Origin of the sequence: Altericroceibacterium endophyticum, assembly GCF_009827595.1 — a bacterium.
Lineage (GTDB): Bacteria > Pseudomonadota > Alphaproteobacteria > Sphingomonadales > Sphingomonadaceae > Altericroceibacterium > Altericroceibacterium endophyticum.
Window position 1 is genome coordinate 369,585 of the sequence record NZ_WTYT01000005.1, and the last position, 19,175, is coordinate 388,759.

The 19,175-nt window shown below is 59.3% G+C and carries 16 protein-coding genes and 1 tRNA gene; 13 read left to right on the forward strand and 4 right to left on the reverse strand.

The window, feature by feature from the left end; translation table 11 throughout:
• Positions 1-62 precede the first annotated feature (62 nt).
• From GRI91_RS12875 to GRI91_RS12915, 9 genes are all read left to right on the forward strand, one after another.
• On the forward strand, positions 63-1,898 hold the full coding sequence (locus GRI91_RS12875) for a PEP-utilizing enzyme (RefSeq protein WP_160737082.1): 1,836 nt from the start codon (positions 63-65) through the stop codon (positions 1,896-1,898).
• On the forward strand, positions 1,891-2,952 hold the full coding sequence (locus GRI91_RS12880) for a PEP/pyruvate-binding domain-containing protein (RefSeq protein ID WP_160737083.1): 1,062 nt from the start codon (positions 1,891-1,893) through the stop codon (positions 2,950-2,952). Before GRI91_RS12875 ends, GRI91_RS12880 begins: the two co-directional genes overlap by 8 nt.
• Complete coding sequence (locus GRI91_RS12885) at positions 2,949-3,440, forward strand: acetyl-CoA carboxylase biotin carboxyl carrier protein (protein ID WP_160737084.1); 492 nt, start codon at positions 2,949-2,951, stop codon at positions 3,438-3,440. The genes GRI91_RS12880 and GRI91_RS12885 overlap by 4 nt, the downstream gene beginning before the upstream one ends.
• 1 nt (position 3,441) lies before the next feature.
• Positions 3,442-4,800: an acetyl-CoA carboxylase biotin carboxylase subunit gene (locus tag GRI91_RS12890; RefSeq protein WP_160737085.1), complete on the forward strand. Its 1,359-nt coding sequence runs from the start codon at positions 3,442-3,444 to the stop codon at positions 4,798-4,800.
• The gene (locus GRI91_RS12895; protein WP_160737086.1) at positions 4,800-6,275 is read left to right on the forward strand and encodes a biotin carboxyl carrier protein; all 1,476 of its coding nucleotides are present in this window, start codon (positions 4,800-4,802) and stop codon (positions 6,273-6,275) included. Before GRI91_RS12890 ends, GRI91_RS12895 begins: the two co-directional genes overlap by 1 nt.
• The gene (locus GRI91_RS12900) at positions 6,272-7,120 is read left to right on the forward strand and encodes an HAD-IIA family hydrolase (protein WP_160737087.1); all 849 of its coding nucleotides are present in this window, start codon (positions 6,272-6,274) and stop codon (positions 7,118-7,120) included. Before GRI91_RS12895 ends, GRI91_RS12900 begins: the two co-directional genes overlap by 4 nt.
• Positions 7,121-7,155: 35 nt before the next feature.
• A complete protein-coding gene (locus GRI91_RS12905) occupies positions 7,156-9,096 on the forward strand; it encodes an outer membrane protein assembly factor BamB family protein (protein WP_160737088.1) in 1,941 nt (646 codons plus the stop codon).
• Between the two features lie 64 nt (positions 9,097-9,160).
• The gene (locus tag GRI91_RS12910; protein ID WP_160737089.1) at positions 9,161-10,093 is read left to right on the forward strand and encodes a VOC family protein; all 933 of its coding nucleotides are present in this window, start codon (positions 9,161-9,163) and stop codon (positions 10,091-10,093) included.
• A 359-nt stretch (positions 10,094-10,452) separates the two neighbouring features.
• On the forward strand, positions 10,453-11,829 hold the full coding sequence (locus GRI91_RS12915; protein ID WP_160737090.1) for an L-serine ammonia-lyase: 1,377 nt from the start codon (positions 10,453-10,455) through the stop codon (positions 11,827-11,829).
• Between the two features lie 46 nt (positions 11,830-11,875).
• Here the strand turns inward: GRI91_RS12915 and paoC are convergent, their stop codons facing one another.
• The 4 genes from paoC to GRI91_RS12935 form a co-directional block, all read right to left on the reverse strand.
• Positions 11,876-14,071 (reverse strand): aldehyde oxidoreductase molybdenum-binding subunit PaoC, encoded by a 2,196-nt coding sequence (gene paoC, locus GRI91_RS12920; protein ID WP_160737091.1) that lies wholly within the window; start codon positions 14,069-14,071, stop codon positions 11,876-11,878.
• 5 nt (positions 14,072-14,076) lie between these two features.
• A complete protein-coding gene (locus GRI91_RS12925) occupies positions 14,077-15,027 on the reverse strand; it encodes an FAD binding domain-containing protein (RefSeq protein WP_160737092.1) in 951 nt (316 codons plus the stop codon).
• Between the two features lie 3 nt (positions 15,028-15,030).
• Positions 15,031-15,666, reverse strand: coding sequence for an aldehyde dehydrogenase iron-sulfur subunit PaoA (paoA, locus tag GRI91_RS12930; protein ID WP_160737093.1), 636 nt, complete (start codon positions 15,664-15,666; stop codon positions 15,031-15,033).
• A 147-nt stretch (positions 15,667-15,813) separates the two neighbouring features.
• Positions 15,814-16,773, reverse strand: a complete 960-nt coding sequence (locus tag GRI91_RS12935) for a peptidylprolyl isomerase (protein WP_160737094.1) — start codon at positions 16,771-16,773, stop codon at positions 15,814-15,816.
• A gap of 130 nt (positions 16,774-16,903) precedes the next feature.
• Here GRI91_RS12935 and GRI91_RS12940 point away from each other — a divergent pair.
• The 4 genes from GRI91_RS12940 to GRI91_RS12955 all read left to right on the forward strand — a co-directional run bounded on the left by GRI91_RS12940 (position 16,904) and on the right by GRI91_RS12955 (position 19,167).
• Positions 16,904-16,994, forward strand: a tRNA-Ser gene (locus tag GRI91_RS12940).
• Between the two features lie 306 nt (positions 16,995-17,300).
• Positions 17,301-17,942, forward strand: a complete 642-nt coding sequence (locus GRI91_RS12945) for a hypothetical protein (protein WP_160737095.1) — start codon at positions 17,301-17,303, stop codon at positions 17,940-17,942.
• A gap of 173 nt (positions 17,943-18,115) precedes the next feature.
• Positions 18,116-18,295, forward strand: a complete 180-nt coding sequence (locus tag GRI91_RS12950; RefSeq protein WP_160737096.1) for a helix-turn-helix domain-containing protein — start codon at positions 18,116-18,118, stop codon at positions 18,293-18,295.
• On the forward strand, positions 18,295-19,167 hold the full coding sequence (locus GRI91_RS12955) for a hypothetical protein (RefSeq protein ID WP_160737097.1): 873 nt from the start codon (positions 18,295-18,297) through the stop codon (positions 19,165-19,167). Before GRI91_RS12950 ends, GRI91_RS12955 begins: the two co-directional genes overlap by 1 nt.
• Positions 19,168-19,175 lie beyond the last annotated feature (8 nt).

The window sequence follows — 19,175 nt, forward strand, 5'->3', positions numbered from 1 at the left end:
GATGCCAAAGCCGGTGCGAGACAGCACAAAGCTGCCGCTATGGCCCAAGAGAGGACAGGCGCATGAGCGACCCGAAGAGCTTCCCGCTGCCAAGTTCGGTAAAAGTGGTGCCCGGCACCGAAAATGCCCAAGCCGCGCTCCCCTATTATACCCAGTTCGTGCCCGAAGATGATGCGCGCTTCTGGTTCTATAACTCCATGCATTTCCCTGAACCGATGCATCATTTCGACCTGATTACGGCGGAGGCGGCCTATTGCGCGCTCGGCGCATTCAACACCCGCGTGCATGTCCTGCCCACCACCAAGGGCATCGATCACAGGGTAATCAATGGCCGCGTCTTTATCGGCGGTGTGCCGGTAACAGACCCTGATGAAATCGCCCTGAGGCAGGAGAAATTTCAGGAACGGGCCTTCTATTATTACGAAAACTGGGAGGATCTTTACGCCCAGTGGAAGGATAAGATGAAGGCGCTGATCGCCGATGCGCAGGCCCTGCCCCGGCCGGAACTGCCCGAATGGGAACCGATAGAAACCACCCATAGCGGTAAAGGCATCGCCTCCAACCATTCGCTGCTCGATATTTATCGCCAGCAATTGGAGGGCTATTTCCGCATGTGGCACCATCATTTCGAGTTCTTGCTGCTCGGATATGGGGCCTATCTGACCTTTTTCGATTTCTGCAAACGCGCCTTCCCCGAAATATCCGATCAGGCGATCAGCCGGATGGTCGCGGGGATGGAGGCCGAAATCTTCAAACCGGATGAGGAGGTCAAACGCCTCGCCCGCCGCGCCGTGGAACTTGGCGTGGATCATCATTTCAGCGACAATATGGTGATAGAGGATGTTCTGGCCGCTCTGGATCAGCTGGGCGACAAAGGCCGGGCATGGCTGGACGAATTGGAAACCAGCCGCAATCCATGGTTCAACGTCAATGTGGGGGACGGGTTCTACCATTATCACCGGTCATGGAACGATGATCTGTCCATGCCCTTTGCCGCATTGCCCGGCTATATCGAAAAGGTGAAGGCCGGCGAGAATATCGAACGGCCAATGGACCGGCTGATCGAAGAGCGTGACCAGCTGGTATCCGATTACCGCGAATTGCTGGACAGTGATGAGGATAAGGCCACTTACGATCAATTGATTGACCTGGCCCACCGTGTCTTCCCTTATGTGGAGGGCCACAAGTTCTATTGCGAACATTGGTACACCAATCTGTTCTTCAACAAGATCCGCGAATTCGGCGCACTTCTGGCTGAAAACGGGTTCTTCGCCGAAGAAGCAGACGTCTTCCATCTCACGCATTATGAGCTGGAAAGCGCCATCATCGATTTGATGCTGGCATGGTCATCAGGATCTCAGCCCCTCGGCCCCGGCCACTGGCCCGCCATCGTGGCGGAGCGCAAACAGGCCATTAATCTATGGGCAGACGAAACCGTGCCACCGGCCCTGGGCGTCGTGCCGGATGTGATCGACGACCCGGCAATTGTCATGCTCTGGGGCATCACCCGCGACAATCTCGATAGCTGGCTGGATGACGGAACGGAAAATGAGAAGGAGCTGAAAGGCTTCGCCGCTTGCGCCGGCCTGGTGGAAGGCACCGCTAGGGTAGTAAAGTCGGTCAAGGAAATCGGCCGGTTGCAGCAGGGCGATATTCTGGTCTGCCAGGTCACCAACCCGACATGGGCGCCGATCTTTCAGAAAATCTCCGCCGCCGTCTCCGACATTGGCGGTTCGATGAGCCATATGGCCATTGTCGCGCGCGAATATGATCTGCCCGCCGTAGTCGGCACAGGCTCAGCCACCAGCAGGATCAAGGATGGCCAGCGCATTCGTGTGGATGGCAGCCGCGGCCTCGTCACCATCCTCGATGATGAGGAGGTTCCGGCAAATGGCTGAGAACGCAGCACTCACCGAACAGCCGATTGCATGGTTTTCCGAGGTCGGACTGGCCGATCGCCCATCAGTCGGCGGCAAAGGGGCAAGTCTGGGTGAGTTGACTCGGGCGGGGATTGCCGTCCCCCCGGGCTTCGTCGTCACCACATCGGCTTTCGAGATGTTCTTGCAGGCGATGGAAACACGCGGTCCGGTTCGTGCACGCGTCGCCGATCTCGATCCCTCCGATCTGGACGCAATCCGTGACGTGTCGCAGGATTTGCGACGGCTTGTGGAGGAGGAACCGCTCCCCACCCATGTCGAACAGGCGATAGCGGGCGCCTATGCGCAGCTGGGCGAAGGGGGTGAGCCCGTGGCCATCCGCTCCTCCGCCACCACCGAAGACGCCGATGAAGCCAGTTTTGCCGGGCTGCAGGATACGTTTTTGTGGGTGATGAATGCATCGGACATGATCCGCCGCATTCGCGAATGCTGGGGCAGCCTCTATTCGCTGGAAAGCATCGCCTATCGCCGCAAGCATGGCCTGCCAGAAGAGGGGGTGGCCATGGGCGTGGTGGTGCAGGTGATGGTGGATTCCCGTGCGGCTGGCGTCATGTTCACCCGCAGCCCCACCACGGGTGATAAATCCGTGATCACGATCGAAGGAGCATGGGGGCTGGGCTCGGCGGTGGTTTCTGGTGAAGTGACGCCCGACCGATGGGTTATCGGCAAGATCACCGGAGAAATCTCAACCCGCGATATTTCTGACAAACACGCCATGCAGGTTCAGGCCGCAGGCGGCGGGATTCACGAGGTTGCGCTGGATGATGACAGGCGCACCCAGCCCTGCCTCAGTGATGAGCACCTGCTTACCTTGCGCGAAATCGGGCGCAAAGTGGAACGGCATTACGGCAAACCGCAGGATATAGAATGGGCGGTGGATCAGGCTGGGCAGATCCTGTTGCTGCAAAGCCGCCCCGAAACCGTCTGGTCCACCCGTGATAAAAATCAGCCTGTCAAGAAGCCGGAAGGCAACCCGCTGAACCATGTCATGACGATTTTCGGAGGGAAGAAATGAGCCTCAGCGGCAAGGATGTCGAGGAGATCATGGCTCTTCTGGAAAGCTCGCGCTTTGATCGGCTCAGTCTGGAAATGGACGGCTTGAAGCTGGAATTGGTACGTGAGGGCAGCAAGGCTCGGACAGCCACCGTGGCACCGTCTGCACCCGCGCCTTCCACAGAAAGGCAAGGCACGGATTCAGCAGCCACTTCCCCGGCGGCAAGCGCGGCGCCCACACCTACATCGCGGCGTTCCGCCGAAGATGGCTTGCTTGAAGTGAAATCTCCTTTGCTGGGCGTGTTTTACCGCGCGCCCAAGCCCGGCGAAGATCCCTTTGTCGAGCCGGGCGACCGTGTGGAGGAAGACAGCATCATCGGCATTATCGAAGTGATGAAGCTGATGAACTCTGCCCGCGCCGGGATCAGCGGCGAAGTCGTCGAAATTTGCGCTACCAATGGTGAGATGGTCGAACATGGTGAAGTGCTGATGCTGGTCCGGCCGGACTGACATGGACATAAAGCGCATCTTCATTGCCAATCGCGGCGAAATTGCCCTGCGCATCCTCCGCACATGTCAGCAGCTGGGCATTGAAACCGTTCTGGGCGTTTCCGAAGCCGATCGCCATTCGCGGCCAGCGCAAATGGCGACCCGATCCGTGTGTATTGGTGCGTCCCCATCCGCGCAGAGTTACCTCAAAGCCGAAACCGTGATGCAGGCGGCGCTTTCGACAGGCTGTGATGCAATCCACCCCGGTTATGGATTTCTCTCTGAAAGAACCGATCTGGCACATATGTGTGAGGCAGAGGAGGTCATCTTCATCGGGCCCACTGCGGCGCAAATAGAGGCGGTGGGCGACAAGCTGCGGGCCCGCGCTGAAGCTGTCGCCGCCAATGTCCCGGTGGTTCCCGGCGGCGCGGTGAACAGCGCCGATGAAGCAGCGCGTCTGGCCGAGAAAATCGGTGCGCCTCTGCTGGTCAAGGCGGTGGGCGGCGGCGGCGGGCGCGGCATGAAGCTGGTCGAAAATCTCGCAGAGCTTCCCGCAGTGATGGATATGGCCAGCGCCGAGGCCAGCGCAGCTTTCGGCGATGCCCGGGTCTATCTGGAGCGCTATGTCGCCAGCGGGCGGCATATCGAGGTGCAATTGCTGGGCGATGGGGCAGGCCGTGTTATCCATTGCGGAGAGCGCGATTGCTCGGTCCAGCGGCGCTACCAGAAACTGATCGAGGAAAGCCCCGCCCCGCTTCTGCCCGAGGAAATCCGTGATCAAATGCGCGATGCGGCCTGCCGTTTTGCGGCGAGGCTGAACTATCGCGGCGCGGGCACGGTGGAGTTTCTATACGATATCGCGCAGGATGAGTTTTACTTCCTCGAAATGAATGCCCGCATTCAGGTGGAGCATCCGGTGACCGAGGCGGTAACCGGGATTGATCTGATCGCCGAACAAATCGCTATCGCGGCAGGTGAAGGTTTGCGCCTGTTGCAACAGGATGTGCACTTTTCCGGTCATGCGGTGGAATGCCGGATCAATGCCGAGGCGCCGGAACGCGGCTTCATGCCCAGCCCCGGCACGGTCAGCACCGCCCGCTGGCCGGTTGGTGAGGGCATTCGCGTCGATACGCATATTGTCGATGGTGCCAGTGTTCCGCCCTTTTACGACAGCATGATCGCCAAAGTCATCGCCCATGGACCTGACCGCGCGGTGGCGATCGCCCGGCTGAAGGCAGCGCTGAATGCGGTGCAGATCAGCGGGATCGACACCAATTGCCAGTTCCAGGCGGCAATACTGGACGATCCCGATTTTCGTCATGGGGGCGTGGATACAGGCTTTCTCGCCCGCTGGCTGGCCAAGCATGAGGAGGCCGCCTGATGGCCGATATAAAGATCGTCGAAACCTCGCTGCGCGATGGCAATCAATGTCTGTGGGGGGCCCTGGGCGTGGACACCGCCAAAACGCTCAGCATCGCGCCCGCTATGGAACGCGCCGGCTATCATGCGATCGACTTCACTACCTCCACCCATATGGGCGTAGCGGTGCGTTTCAAGCAGGAGGACCCATGGGAACGCATCCGGTCGATGGCGGACATCTGCCGCAATACTCCGCTGCAATTCCTCTCCACCGGCTTTCGCTTCATTGCCTGGCAAACCGCCAGCCCGGACTTCATGGAGCTGGCCTACCGCACGCTGGCCCGCAATGGCATTCGCCGCTTTGCCCTCGCCGATCCGATGAATGATGCCGCTGCCAATGTGCAGGCAGCCAAAATGATCAAACGCGCGGGTGGTGAACAAGTGGTCGGCGCGCTGGTCTATACGATCAGCCCGATCCATGATGACGCGCATTATGCCGAAGCCGCCCGCATCATGGCGGCAAGCCCGGATATTGACGCGCTCTATATCAAGGACCCCGGCGGATTGCTGACCCCCAAACGCGCGCAGACACTCATCCCGGCCATCAAACGGGAAATTGGCGGCAAGCCATTGGAACTGCACGCCCATTGCACCATCGGACAGGCAGAACCGGCGTATCTCGAAGCGGCAGAGCTTGGCATTGCCGGCCTGCAATGCGCCAGCGGCGGCGCGGCGGATGGCACGTCCAACCCGCCCATTCAGCGCATAATCGCCAATCTGCGCGCCTTCGGCCACACTGTGGATGTGGATGAAGAGGCAGTCGCTGAAGTGGCCGATTATTTCACGGATCTGGCCGAGGCAGAGAACCTGCCACAAGGGTGCCCGATGGCCTTCGATGCGGCCTATCTGCGCCATCAACTGCCCGGCGGGATGGTGGGCACGATGCGCCGCCATCTGGCCGACCACCGCGTGTCCCATCTGGAAGGTGCCGTGATCGAGGAACTGGGCCGCGTGCGCGAGGAGCTGGGCTGGCCAATTGTGATGACGCCTTTCGCCCAGATGCTGCAGACGCAGGCCGTGATGAATGTCACGGGCAAGGAGCGCTACGCCACCATCCCGGATGAAATTATCCGCTATGCACTCGGCAAATTCGGCCGCCCCAACCGGCCGATAGATGATGCGGTGATGGACCGGATCATGGCCTCCCCCCGCGCAAAAGAATTGCAGGCCGAAGACGGCATGGCGCCGCTACCTGAATTGCGCCGGCGCATTGGCTCCAATCTGTCCGACGAAGAATTTCTGCTGCGCGCCACGATGCCGGCGGAGCAGGTCGATGCGATGCAGAGTGCCGGCCCCGCCCCGCGGCATTACGTCCCGGCAAACGCGCCAGTCATGTCATTGCTGCGCCAATTGCTTCAGCGCACCGACCTCACCCGGGTCAGCGTGGCCAGAGCGGGCTTTAAACTCGACTTGGAAAGCGACGAAGAACCGGCATGAACGCAGCTTTCACCGTGCGCCCCAAGGGCTTCATGTTCGATCTCGACGGGACACTGATCCTCAGCAATCGGCAGCTTGGCAGCTATAGTGTTCTGCCCGGCGCGGTGGAACTGCTCGAAACGCTGGAGGATCGCGCCACTCCCTTTCTGGTGCTCACCAATGGCAGCGCCTATCCCGCCTCCGTTCAGGGACCCCGCCTGCGTAGTGCCGGCCTGCCGATCCGTGATGACCGCCTGTTTACGCCCAACAGCGTCGCTGCAACCATCATGCAGGACAGAAACTATCGCCGGGTCATGGTGCTCGGCACGCAGGGCGTGTTGGACGCGCTGACAGAATTTGGCATTCCCGTGTGCCTGCCCGGCGATGCCGCAGCCTCTGCTGCCGATGCCGTCTATGTCGCTTGGCACCCCGAATGCAGCATGGATGATATTCACGCGGCCGCTGGCCGAGTGCTGGAGGGTGCGGCATTTCTGACGGCTTCGGATGTTCCCTTCTTCGCCACCCAGTCTGGGCCGGCCTTTGGCTATAGCTGCGCAATCGTGGGTGCGATTGCGCGCGTAACCGGTCAGGAGCCTGAGGTCACCGGCAAGCCATCGCTCCATGCCATGCGCTTTGTGGCCAGCCAGTTGGGGCTTAAGCCGGAGGATATTGCAGTGATCGGCGATGATCCGCGGGTCGAAATCCAGATGGCGCGAGAAGGCGGTTCCATCGGCATTGCCGTAACCAGTGGCACGACGTCTCGTGCGGAATGGCGGAACCAACAGGAGAGCCGCCAACCCCACGCAATTTACGAAAATGTCGGAGAGATCCTTTCCGAGCTGGTTCCTGAAATCGCCGCAGAGTGAAGCGGGACCAAACACCTATAGATGGGAGAAGACTAATGCGTTTCCGCTCCGCAATCCTCGCGAGTGCTCTGGCCACTATGGCCCTTGCCCCTGCAACGCAGCTGCTGGCTGAAGATCCCGCCCCCGGCGACTGGCCCCGCTATACGCGCGATCTGGGCGGAACCCGCTTTTCGCCGCTGACCCAGATCAACCGCGATAATGTGGATCAGCTGGAGGTGGCGTGGCGCTTCCAGGTGCGCCCTGAAGGCGGCGGCAGTATCGTCACCTCCGCCACGCCGATCGTGATTGATGATGTGCTCTTCCTGCCAATCGGCAATGCCGTGGTCGCACTCGATGGCGACAGCGGGAAGGAGCTGTGGCGGCATGACACGGGGGGCGGTCTGGCCCGGCGGACGGTGTCTTATTGGCCGGGCGACGACGAACTGGCAGCGCGCATATATTATTCCACTGGGGATGAGATCGTCGCATTGGACGCGGCAAGCGGAAAGCTGGCCACGGACTTTGCCGATCAGGGCGTGCTCAAACTCGACATTCCCTATCGCGGGCCGCCCACTGTGTTTCGCAATGTCCTGATCATCGGGGCCAATGTGAATGAAATGCCGGTTGGCCCATCGGGCAACAGCCGCGCCTTTGATGCCCGCACGGGTGCAAAGATCTGGGAATTCAACACCGTTCCGCAGCCCGGAGAGCCGGGTCATGAGACATGGGGGGGTGATGGCTGGAAGGGCCGGTCAGGTACCAATGTCTGGATCTGGTACATGACCGTGGATGAGGAAACCGGGATGATTTACATGCCCGTCGGCAGCCCTTCGCCCAATTATTATGGCGGTGATCGTCCGGGCGACAATCTTTACGGCAATTCACTGGTCGCGGTGGATGCCGAATCCGGCGAATATAAGTGGCATTTCCAGACCATTCATCACGATCTGTGGGACAAGGACCTGCCCGCGCCGCCTGTGCTGATCGATATAGAGAAGGACGGCAAGATCATCCCCGCGCTCGCCGAAACCGGCAAGACGGCCTATATGTACATCCTTAATCGCGAGACGGGGGAGCCGATTTTCGGCGTGGATGAAGTGCCGGTCGCTGCCGGCAATGTTCCGGGGGAATATTACTCCCCCACACAGCCCATTCCGGTCAAACCGCCCCGGCTCTCGCAAAGCTACTGGTCGCCCGACAAGATCGTCACCGCCCAACAGACCAGCCAGCAACATGTCGATGCCTGCCACGCCTTGCTCGATGAATATGGCGGCACATTTTACAATACCGGCCCCTTCACGCCCTTCATGCTGCATGAAGAAGGCGGGCCCGTGCTCGCCTCGATCGATCTGCCGATCAATGGTGGTTCCAATTGGGGCGGCAGCGCGGCAGACCCGAATACGGGCTATGTCTTCGTTAATTCGAGCGAAGGCGGCACCATTGGCTTTGTCGAAAAGCGCAAGGAAGGCGGCGATTATGGCCGCGGCGCAGGCGGTTCAACGCAGGAATATGACCGCGCCAGCCTGAGCGGCCCCGGTGCCTATTCTCACTTCGCCGCCGATTATATCGACGCCGATGGCAACTCGATAGAATTGCCCTGCACCCCGCAGCCATGGGGCCGGCTATTCGCCATCGATGCCAATACGGGCGAAATCGCCTGGGAGTCCGTATTGGGAACAACCGACGCCCTGCCAGAGGGGCAGCAGAAAACCGGCCGCACCAATTTCTTCGGCGGGCCGATCGTCACGGCGGGCGGCCTGGTCTTCATTGGCGGCACCGATGATCAACGTTTCCGCGCATTCGATTCTCAAAATGGGGAAGAGCTCTGGTCCACCAGACTGGAATATAACGCACAAGCCGTACCGATCACCTATGAAGGCCGAGATGGACGGCAATATGTGGCGGTAGTGGCGGCAAATTTCGGCGCCAGCCCGCGCGGACCTGATGGCAAACCGCTCAACAATGAATCGCTGATGGTCTTTGCTCTGCCCGAATAAGGGCGCGCATATGGGGAGAATAACAATGCTTCGACTTCGCCGGATTATAGTGTGGAGTGCCTGGATGAGCGCCGCTCTTATGCCTGCCGCTGCCGCCCATGCCGCAGATGAAGCAGAAATTGGCAGTGAATCCGATCAAAGCGCAGCAGCGTATTTTGAGCAGGATTTCATGAATGTGTTTCGCCGGTTTCTGCCGGACAAGACACAGGAAATGGTGAATTTCTACACGCAGGTTCTGGGGCTGAAACCGCTCCAGCCCATTCAGCTCAATGCAGAACAGACCATCATTCTGCTCGGTATCGGTGATAGTCAGATCAAGCTGGCAGCGGGCCATATGGAAGGACGGAAATACCACCTTGGCGGCGTGGGGGCGGCGACGGGAATACGGTATTTCACCTTGTTCTTCCCCGATGCCGAAACACTGACCCAGCGGTTTGAAGAGGCGGGCTATGCCGCACCGCAATTTACCCCCATTGGAGGTGGCAAACAGGCAGCCTTCGTCGCTGATCCGGCAGGCTTCATGCTGAAGCTCGTGATCTGGAGCGATGCCGACCCTGCGCAATATGGGAAGGTCCGCATTGGCATCAACGCTTCCCATCTGGCGGAAAGCCGGGCTTTTTACCGCGATTTCGTAGGTCTGGAGCAAGAGAGCGCAGAATTGTCTCCTCTCCTGGAAACGATGATCTACCCCTATCGCCATGGGGCGACCACGCTGGAGCTGTTTTCGATCGGGCATGATCTGCCAGCAGATACAGGCAGCGCCGGCATTCAATATGTGGTGAGGGATGCCGCTGCGGTGGATGCCCTCGGCAAACAGCGCAAGATCACTGTTGAAACGCCGCTCGGCAAATTGCCCAATTTCGACCTGACCTTTGTCTGGCTGAATGACCCGGATGGTGTCACCAATTATTTCGCCCAAATCGGTCCCGCCCGCCCCAAGGGCGCAGATGCCCCGGGTCCGTGGCAAAGGACGACACCGGATCAGACTAGGCCGTAAACGCATAAACAGCGCCGTCGAGGCGCCCAAATGGCGAACATATCGGGGCAAAGCGCCCGCCGGGAAGGCTGTTTGCCTTTCCAAGGGCGATTTGGTTCGAGAGGGAAGCCATTTGGGCGTCGCAAAGCGATTTGGCCAAAATGGCCCATCGCTGCGTCAAGAAGCCTTGAAATATCGACATATTACCACGCCTTCTTTCCTGACGCTGAGCCATTTCGCTTCAAACCTCGATGGTGCTGTTTATGCGTTTACGGCCTGACGAATAGCACCTGCATCACGCTTGACGGGAGGAGGGATTACAGGTCCGCCGAAATAGGCTAAGCTGGTTCGCTATTCTTCTTTCCGTTGGACGACATTATATGCCCGTTAGCCTATTTGAATTGTTCAAGGTCGGAGTCGGCCCGTCCAGTTCGCACACGATGGGGCCGATGAGTGCGGCCCAGCGTTTTGTCAGCCGTTTAGCTGAAAGTGGTAATATCGCGAAGGTCACCCGCGTTGAAACCACGCTATATGCATCGCTGGCGCTGACCGGGCTTGGCCATGCCACCGATACGGCGATCATGATCGGGCTGCACGGGCTTGAACCGCACCAGATTGATCCTGACGAGGCAGTGAAAGTCATCGCCGATTTGCGCGACAAGCATCAGCTTCCGCTGGGGGGCGCCCATCTGATCCCATTTGAAGAAAAACGCGACATTCTCTGGCGGGGGCGCGAAAAACTGCCCTTCCACCCCAATGGCATGCAGTTTCGCGCCTTTGACGATGCCGGGGAACTGGTGGAGGAACGTGCCTATTACTCCGTTGGCGGCGGCTTTGTGCTGGATCAGGACGAAACGCGCGATAACAGCTCCGAGAAGCTGGAAGACCCCGCCCCCTATCCCTATCGCTCCGCCGCAGAATTGATGAACTTTGCGAAGGAGCAGCGTGTTTCCATCGCCGATATTGCACTGGCCAATGAAGATGCCCGGCGCCCGCGCGAAGAAACGCTGGCTTGGATCGAGCAGATTTGCAGTGTGATGAGCGATTGTATCGATCGCGGGCTGGACCAGAGCGGCACCCTCCCCGGAGGGCTGAATATTACACGCCGGGCCGCCAAATTGCGCCAGTCCCTGGCTGATCGTCTGGAACGTATTCTGGCCGATCCGCTATCGACCCTGGATTGGATCAACCTCTGGGCAATCGCCGTGAATGAGGAGAATTCCGCCGGCGGACGCGTGGTGACTGCCCCTACCAATGGCGCGGCTGGCATCATCCCTTCCGTGCTGCGCTATTATGATCGGTATCACGCCGGGACGGCAGAAGGGCGCGCGACCTTTGTGATGACGGCCACCGCCATTGGCGGTCTTTATAAAAGCAATGCCAGCATTTCTGCGGCTGAAGTCGGCTGTCAGGGTGAAGTAGGCGTGGCCTGTTCGATGGCGGCGGCCGGGCTTTGCGCTGTACTGGGCGGCACCAATGAACAGATTGAAAATGCCGCCGAAATCGGGATGGAGCACAATCTGGGCCTGACCTGCGACCCGATTGGCGGACTGGTGCAGATACCCTGCATCGAACGCAATGCCATGGGCGCAGTGAAAGCGATTGACGCCGCGCGGCTCGCTTTGGCGAGTGACGGGATTCACCATGTCAGTCTGGATCAGGTGATCGATACGATGCGGCGCACCGGCGCCGATATGAAGGACAGTTACAAGGAAACCTCGCTCGGCGGCCTCGCGGTTTACCGCCCGGCGTGCTAGAAACCGGGCGGTGTTTCATACTTCTATATTAGATTGTTCTAAACAATCAGACCGCAGGCAGACGGTCGAGATATTTGTCCAGAGTAAGCGGATATTCCCGCACTCTGATGCCGGTTGCATTGTAAAGCGCATTGGCCACGGCAGCAGTCGGCCCGCAAATGCCAAGCTCACCCACCCCTTTTGCCTTCATCGGTGAAATCACCGGGTCGAGCGTGTCGAGGAAGACGACCTCCTGATGCGGGATATCGGCATGGACCGGCACTTCATATCCGGCCATGTCGTGATTGACGAAAAAGCCGAATCTCTTATCCACCGCCAGCTCTTCGGTCAGCGTCGCCCCGACCGACATGGCCATGGCACCGATCACCTGACTGCGCGCCGAAACGGGGTTCAGAATACGCCCCGCATCGCACACGGAGAGCATTCGGCGGATGAAGCTTTCCCCGGTATAGGCATCCACGGCGATTTCGCAGAAATGGCTGGCGAAGGTGCCAACCGAGTAATCATCCTGAAAATCGCCATAGGTCATCTCACCGGTTGCGGAGAGTGCCCCGGCATCGGTCAGGGCAAAGCTGCCCCCGTCAACCGCGATCCGCGAATTATCGAAAGTGGCGGCATCGCCATCAAAGCCCAGTTTTTCACCAATGGCGCGGCGCAGATTGACGCAAGCGGCATAGACACCGGCGGTGCTGCTGGCTGCGCCCCATTGCCCGCCGGATCCGGCAGATGCCGGATAGGCTGAATCGCCCAGCCGGACGGTAACCTGTTTGAGCGGGACGCCCATCACCTCGGCCGCGGTCTGGGCGATGATGGTGTAGCTGCCCGTGCCGATATCCGTCATGTCGGTTTCCACCGTCACGCGGCCACGGCGATCGAGCTTCACCCGTGCCGCCGATTTCCCCACCGGACCATTACGATAACCAGCCGCCATCCCCATGCCGATCAGCCAGCGCCCATCGCGCAGGCCGCCGGGGGTCTTGTTGCGGTTGGCCCAGCCGAAACGCTCTGCCCCTTCGCGCAGACAGCGCACCAGATTGCGGTCGGAAAATTTGATCTCCGGTTCATCCGGCACGGTCTGCGTATCATTGACGATCCGCAATTCCACCGGACACATATCCAGCTTCTCGGCCAGTTCATCCATCGCCACTTCGAGCGCCATATGCCCCGAAGCTTCCCCCGGCGCGCGCATGGCATTGCCTTCCGGCAAATCAAGCGTGGCGAGGTAATTCGCCGTCAGCCGGTGGTCCCCGGCATAAAGCTGCCGCGTCTGCTGCACGGTATTTTCGCCGGAGCCGCCAGGCAGATTGCCCGACCAGCCTTCATGCGCAATCGCGCTGATGCGTCCATCTTTCCCGGCCCCAATACGCAGCCGCTGAATGCTTGCCGGGCGGTGTGTGGTGTTGTTGTAAATCAGCGGACGCTGAAGCATCACCTTCACGGGTCGGCCAGCGGCCTTTGCGCCCAGCGCAGCCAGAACGGCATCCGCGCGAACGAACAGCTTGCCGCCAAATCCGCCGCCCAGATAGGGGGAATCCAGCCGGACATTATCTGGCTCCATATCCAGAATATCGCCCACACTGCCCTTGTTCCAGGCGATCATCTGGTTCGATGTCCACAGGGTCAGCTTTTCCCCTTCCCAAGCCGCAATGCTGGCATGGGGTTCCATCATCGCATGGCTTTCATCAGGCGTGGTGTAACGCTCATCCAGCTGCACATAAGCGGCATGATAGGCAGCTTCAAAATCACCTGTGCGTACTTGATCCGGTTCACCGCCGCGCGTGGTATCCAGCGGCGCACCCGGCGCGGCAGAGGCGAGATCGAATGCCCCCTTTTGCCGTTCATACTCCACCCGGATCACGCTGGACGCAGCCCGCGCCTGCTCGAATGTTTCGGCCACCACCAGCGCAATCGCCTGATGATAATGCGCAATATCGCGGCCACCAAACAGCGGTGCGGTATTGCCCATACCCTTGCCCACCGGCTTGGTATCGGGCGCCGTCACGATTGCCAGCACGCCGGGCATGGCCCGCGCGGCCGAGACATCCATCGCAGCGATCCGCCCCTTGGCAATCCCTGCGCCGAGAACATAGCCATAGACTTGTCCCGGCACGACATCATGCCGTTCATAGGCATAGGGCGCCGTGCCCGTGGTCTTGAGCGGACCGTCGATCCGCCGTGTCGGCTTTCCGACCACCTTGGCATTATCGAACAGGTTTTTTCCGGCTGGTGCGTTGTATTCCATGGCGCTCAGCTCCTCGCTTCAGCAAGCACACCGGCAAGCGTACGCTCTGCCAGCGAGATCTTGTAACGATTATGGTCGGTCGGCTGCGCATCGGCAAAAGCGCGCGCGGCAACGGCCGCTGCCCCTTGCGGCAAAGCCGCCTCTGCCGCAGCTACGCGCCAGGGTTTCGGTGCCATGCCGCCAAAGGCGACCCGGCCGGTTCCATCGGGCTGAATCACCGCGGCGACCGAAACCAGTGCAAAGGCATAAGAACGCCGGTCACGAACCTTGTGATAGATATGCTTGCCGCCCAGTGGACGGGGCAAGGTGACCGCCGTGATCATTTCACCATCTGCCAGCACATTTTCAATATGCGGCGTATCGCCCCACAGGCTGTGGAAATCGGCGATCGGAATGCTGCGTGTTTCGCCATCGGCATCAATGGTTTCCACCACCGCATCCAGCACCCGCAGCGCCACGGCCATATCGCCCGGATAGGTGGCAATGCAGCTTTCAGAAATGCCGATCACGCCGAGCTGGCGCGAATAGCCGTCCTTTGCCGCGCAGCCTGCCCCCGGGTCACGCTTGTTGCAGGGCATATTGGTATCGTAAAAATAGGGGCACCGTGTCCGCTGCAGCAGATTGCCGCCCGTTGTCGCCTTGTTGCGCAGCTGCCCACTGGCACCCGCCTGAATGGCACGGGTCAGCACCGCATAATCCCGCATCACGCGCGCATCCGCCGACAGGGCGGTGTTGGAAACCAGCGCCCCGATGCGCAAACCGCCCGCTTCGGTCGGCTCAATCCGGTCGAGGCCCACATCCTGTACATCCACCAGATGCACCGGCGTTTCGATTTCGAGCTTCATCAGATCGAGCAGATTGGTGCCCCCGGCGATAAATTTCCCGCCCGGTGTGCCGGCCACTGCGGCGGCGGCCTGTTGCGGCGTTTTCGCGCGCTCATAAGTAAAACTACGCATGGATCAGCTCTCCACCGCCAGCTTGGCCATCGCCTCGGCAATGTTGGAATAGGCACCGCAGCGGCAGATGTTGCCGCTCATCCGTTCGCGCATTTCAAGATTTGTCGGTTGCATCTTGCTCGATAAATCCTGCGTCACATGGCTCGGCACGCCTTGCTTGATTTCCTCCAGCACGGCCACGGCGGAGCAGATTTGCCCAGGCGTGCAATAACCGCATTGATAGCCATCATATTCGATGAAGGCATCCTGCATCGGGTGGAGGTTTTCCGGTGTGCCCAGCCCTTCAATCGTGGTCACTTCATCGCCATCATGCATCACCGCCAGGCTGAGGCAGGAATTGATCCTTTCGCCATTCACCATCACCGTGCAGGCCCCGCACTGGCCGTGGTCACAGCCCTTCTTGGTGCCGGTCAGCTTCATATGTTCACGCAGAGCGTCGAGCAGTGTCACCCGCGTATCGACATCCAGCTCGCGATCGCGGCCATTGACCGTCAGCCGCACTTTCTGATGTGCAGGCGGCGGGGCCGACGGCGTTTCCACCTGCCCTTTGGCCAGAGCGACCTGTGAAACGGCGGCGGACATCGCGCCACCGGCAAGAATACCGCGTCGCGTAACTTTAAGACTGATTGGGCCGGCCATGGAGTGCTCCCATAATAGGTGACCTGAATGCGCGCCTAACTTGTCTCACAAAGCCAGCCCAAAGTGGAGGCCCGACTGAGAATGAGTGTTTTTATGTAGGCACGGCAGGGGTTACGGCAGAGAAAACCCACCCATCCGCGCTCCCGCTCAACCTGCTTCACGCACCGGCACGCCGACATTGCAAAGATCGACACCGCCCGCCGGCTGCTGATAGAAACTATCCTGCCGATTGGCCCGCAGGTACAGATAGCGTGCAAAACTGTCGCTATCGCTGCGCAGATATTCAAATAGCGGCTGCTCAGCCGCCGGTAGCGAAGAAGCCAGCCGGACACTCTGAATAGGCGTGCGCCGATTGGTATCGGCATAGACGCCGGCAGGCCCCTCACCGCGCGGCAATGTGGTAAGATGCTCAATCCCGTCAATGACCCGGCCCACGACGGCGATATTGCGGTCGAGCTGGCGCGGGGCCTGCCCGATCACGGCATATAGCTCCGACCCGCTGCCCGTATTGGGCGACAGGTCGCGCGCAACGCCGACACTGGCATAACAATGGACTGGCCATTCCCTTTCCCCGTCCGACGCCATGGGCCAGCCCTGCCGGAAGAATCCGCGGGGCGCATAGGTGTCGCACAGATTGTTCGCATCGCTGCCATCGGCAGAGCATGGTTCTGGCATGGCCTGATCCGCCTGCGGCACTGTATAGGCACTTTCAGGAATGGTCTTGATCCCACCCGGCAAAGGTTTGGTTTCATCCCCATCGCCCCATTGCGCGACCCAATTATCCACCACGCGGTAAACGCTGGTCCCGTCCCACCACTGCGCATTGGCGAGCAGGCGGATATTGCTGACCCATCCGGCGGAAACCGGATCTGGAAGCAATTGAATGATAACCCGCCGCTGCGCACCGTCATCGGCGGGCGCCAGGGTCATAACCAGCAGATCCTCCGCCGCAATGGGCGCCCAATCCGCCTCCGGTGCCGCATCGCGGACAGCCTCTGGCGTGGTGGGAAGGCCCGGCTCCTCAGCCAGGACCGGGACCGTCATGCTCAGGGTCAGAGCACAGGAAAAGGCAAAACGGGCGAGCGCGGCGCGTGGGGATATCGACATCGCCCGACAATGGCAGGCGCTAGGGGATAGACAAGCCCTTATATTACCCGTCGGCAAAGGTTTTTGCAGTGAACCGCTTGCGCTCCCCCCAATGTCCCGCTAGTGGCCTCGGCTCGCCCCCAGGGCATGCGGAGCGGTGGCCGAGTGGTCGAAGGCGCACGCCTGGAAAGTGTGTATACGGTAACCCCGTATCGTGGGTTCGAATCCCACCCGCTCCGCCATAAATCTATGACTTCTTTGAATTTTCGGTGAGATTTTAGCCCCACACCCACTTTCATGCCCACTTCTGGATCGGCATCCAGCGAGCTTTCACGGCTGTAGGCGTAAAGCTCGCTTCTTGATCTGATTTGATTCGAGAAGCTGCCTTGGTCCGATTTTTCGCACCGAGGACAGGTGGCTCGACGTCATCCATGGGTAAACTCGGCTCGCAGACAACTGTCGTGATTTCAGCTGACACATTTGCGCTCAGTCAGTAACTCCTCAAAAGCATCGGCCCCTGTTAACTATAAGAATGGAGCACGCTACGAATGCAGGATGAATTTGTCGCATCGGATTGGATTTCACCGAATGAAGCGGTTGAGGTACTGGAACCCCGATATGGCGCCAATACAAAAGAGTTCATCGCTGACAAATTGAAGGATGGGCTGATCGATTGCCACGCTGATCTAGCCTGGGAATCCTCCGATAAGTCTCTCGACGCAGCTTGGAAGAATCGAGAGGAGACTCTCAAGGACGAAGAGGAAGCTGAGGTCGAGCGGAATATTGAACTCGACAGTGCCGTGTGGCGCTCAAGCAGACATTGGTCATGGGATCTCGACTACTGGCGCTGGCCGGAAGGGCGCTTCGTTGCCACACAGTCAAAGAAACCTGCATCGCGCACAATCGTCGAAGGTGTGAAGTTCAAGAAGAAGGACATCCTAAACCTCTCCAAACCCCCATCCAAGCGAGGCAGAAAACCTAAGTATGCCGGATGGGCCATTTTGTTCGAAGACATGTTAAAGCTCGAACGAAACGCCTTATTGAACGAAGAGAAGTTTCCAAACAAAGCTTCGCTTGAAAAATACCTTACCGATTGCACTGCGGCTGCGGGCGAGTTGAACAGCTTGGACGATGAAACGATCAGGCGGTTCGCTCACGAGGCGTGGGGCCGCGTGATAGCATCCAACTGACAGGAAGGATGGCAACTGGTAGGAATGAAATTCTACCAGTTGCCCTAATGTCGGTTTCAAAACCGAAAAAATCACGCTTTTGGTAACTTCGAATTGGACCGATTACATTAGCGACAGATCCATTCAGAAATCTCCTCCCCGCCGAGTGAAAATCGGCCGGAAAGGAGAAAGAAATGAAACCACTATTGATTAATGTATCCGAGTTCTGCCGACTTTTAGGTTTAGGAAAAACAAAAACGTACGAACTCATCTCTGAGCAGCGCATCGACACTATTAAGGTCGGACGCCGCACTCTTATTACTATGGAGAGTGTCGAGGCTTTTATAGCTCAATCCAAGGTGGAGCCAGAATAATGGCTCGACCCTCTATTCATCGTATCCCGCCAGTGAGTCCGAAGGAGCGAAAGGCAATCAAAGCCACCGGCTTCGAGACGGTCAAGCAGGCTGCCGCCGAAGATGCTATTCGCGCCCAAAAACTGCGCTCTTCCAAAGCGCTGGGCAGTGCGCTGATTTGCCCTGCCAATGCCGAGGATCTGGCCCATCGTCTTAGCCGAGGGGCGGAAAGCGGAAAACCCGCCAGAACGCTTGCATCCCGGCGCTATATGTGGCGCTACCGACTCAGATTTGCCGGGGCTCTGCTCCGCTTTCTCCAAGGAGAAAAGCACTCGGGCTTTCTGACCGTCATCTCTCACAAATGGGCGGTTGCACCCGAGCAGCTCATGAACCTGTGCCCACGCAAATTGCTGCGTGCTTTCCGCGGGGATCTGGATAGATCGGGCGCCCGGGCGTCCGGTGGCTGGTTAATCGTCGGCATCGATGTTGCGTTTGAACCGGAGCGGAAGCTCTTTGCCGTGCATCTCCACGGTTTCGCAAGTGCCAAGATGCAGGGCGTGATCGATAACCTCAGGAAACGGAGCAAGTACCGCCCAATACGCAAGGAAACACCTGGCTGCGTTCCGATTTATCGGCCGATTGAGATCAGGCGCTCCACCGGTGACTGGGCCAGAGCCTGCACCTATGTGCTCAAATCCTGCTGGAACAGCGTCTGGCGCAAGCCGGTGGGCGCTGACGGCACTTTTAAGACAGCGGAACGCAAACATCGCCTGCCCGAACCATATCACAGCCTGCTGCTGCTCTGGTTCGATCAGTTCAACCTCAATGACATAACATTGATGGTGGGCATGGGAGCCGGCTCCTTCGGATTCCGCCGTACAAAACCAAAATAGACGCACCG

Coding starts and splice junctions, on each gene's coding strand:
- GRI91_RS12875 (WP_160737082.1), top strand. CDS start 63: ATGAGCGACCCGAAGAGCTTCCCGCTGCCAAGTTCGGTAAAAGTGGTG.
- GRI91_RS12880 (WP_160737083.1), top strand. CDS start 1,891: ATGGCTGAGAACGCAGCACTCACCGAACAGCCGATTGCATGGTTTTCC.
- GRI91_RS12885 (WP_160737084.1), top strand. CDS start 2,949: ATGAGCCTCAGCGGCAAGGATGTCGAGGAGATCATGGCTCTTCTGGAA.
- GRI91_RS12890 (WP_160737085.1), top strand. CDS start 3,442: ATGGACATAAAGCGCATCTTCATTGCCAATCGCGGCGAAATTGCCCTG.
- GRI91_RS12895 (WP_160737086.1), top strand. CDS start 4,800: ATGGCCGATATAAAGATCGTCGAAACCTCGCTGCGCGATGGCAATCAA.
- GRI91_RS12900 (WP_160737087.1), top strand. CDS start 6,272: ATGAACGCAGCTTTCACCGTGCGCCCCAAGGGCTTCATGTTCGATCTC.
- GRI91_RS12905 (WP_160737088.1), top strand. CDS start 7,156: ATGCGTTTCCGCTCCGCAATCCTCGCGAGTGCTCTGGCCACTATGGCC.
- GRI91_RS12910 (WP_160737089.1), top strand. CDS start 9,161: ATGAGCGCCGCTCTTATGCCTGCCGCTGCCGCCCATGCCGCAGATGAA.
- GRI91_RS12915 (WP_160737090.1), top strand. CDS start 10,453: ATGCCCGTTAGCCTATTTGAATTGTTCAAGGTCGGAGTCGGCCCGTCC.
- paoC (WP_160737091.1), bottom strand. CDS start 14,071: ATGGAATACAACGCACCAGCCGGAAAAAACCTGTTCGATAATGCCAAG.
- GRI91_RS12925 (WP_160737092.1), bottom strand. CDS start 15,027: ATGCGTAGTTTTACTTATGAGCGCGCGAAAACGCCGCAACAGGCCGCC.
- paoA (WP_160737093.1), bottom strand. CDS start 15,666: ATGGCCGGCCCAATCAGTCTTAAAGTTACGCGACGCGGTATTCTTGCC.
- GRI91_RS12935 (WP_160737094.1), bottom strand. CDS start 16,773: ATGTCGATATCCCCACGCGCCGCGCTCGCCCGTTTTGCCTTTTCCTGT.
- GRI91_RS12945 (WP_160737095.1), top strand. CDS start 17,301: ATGCAGGATGAATTTGTCGCATCGGATTGGATTTCACCGAATGAAGCG.
- GRI91_RS12950 (WP_160737096.1), top strand. CDS start 18,116: ATGAAACCACTATTGATTAATGTATCCGAGTTCTGCCGACTTTTAGGT.
- GRI91_RS12955 (WP_160737097.1), top strand. CDS start 18,295: ATGGCTCGACCCTCTATTCATCGTATCCCGCCAGTGAGTCCGAAGGAG.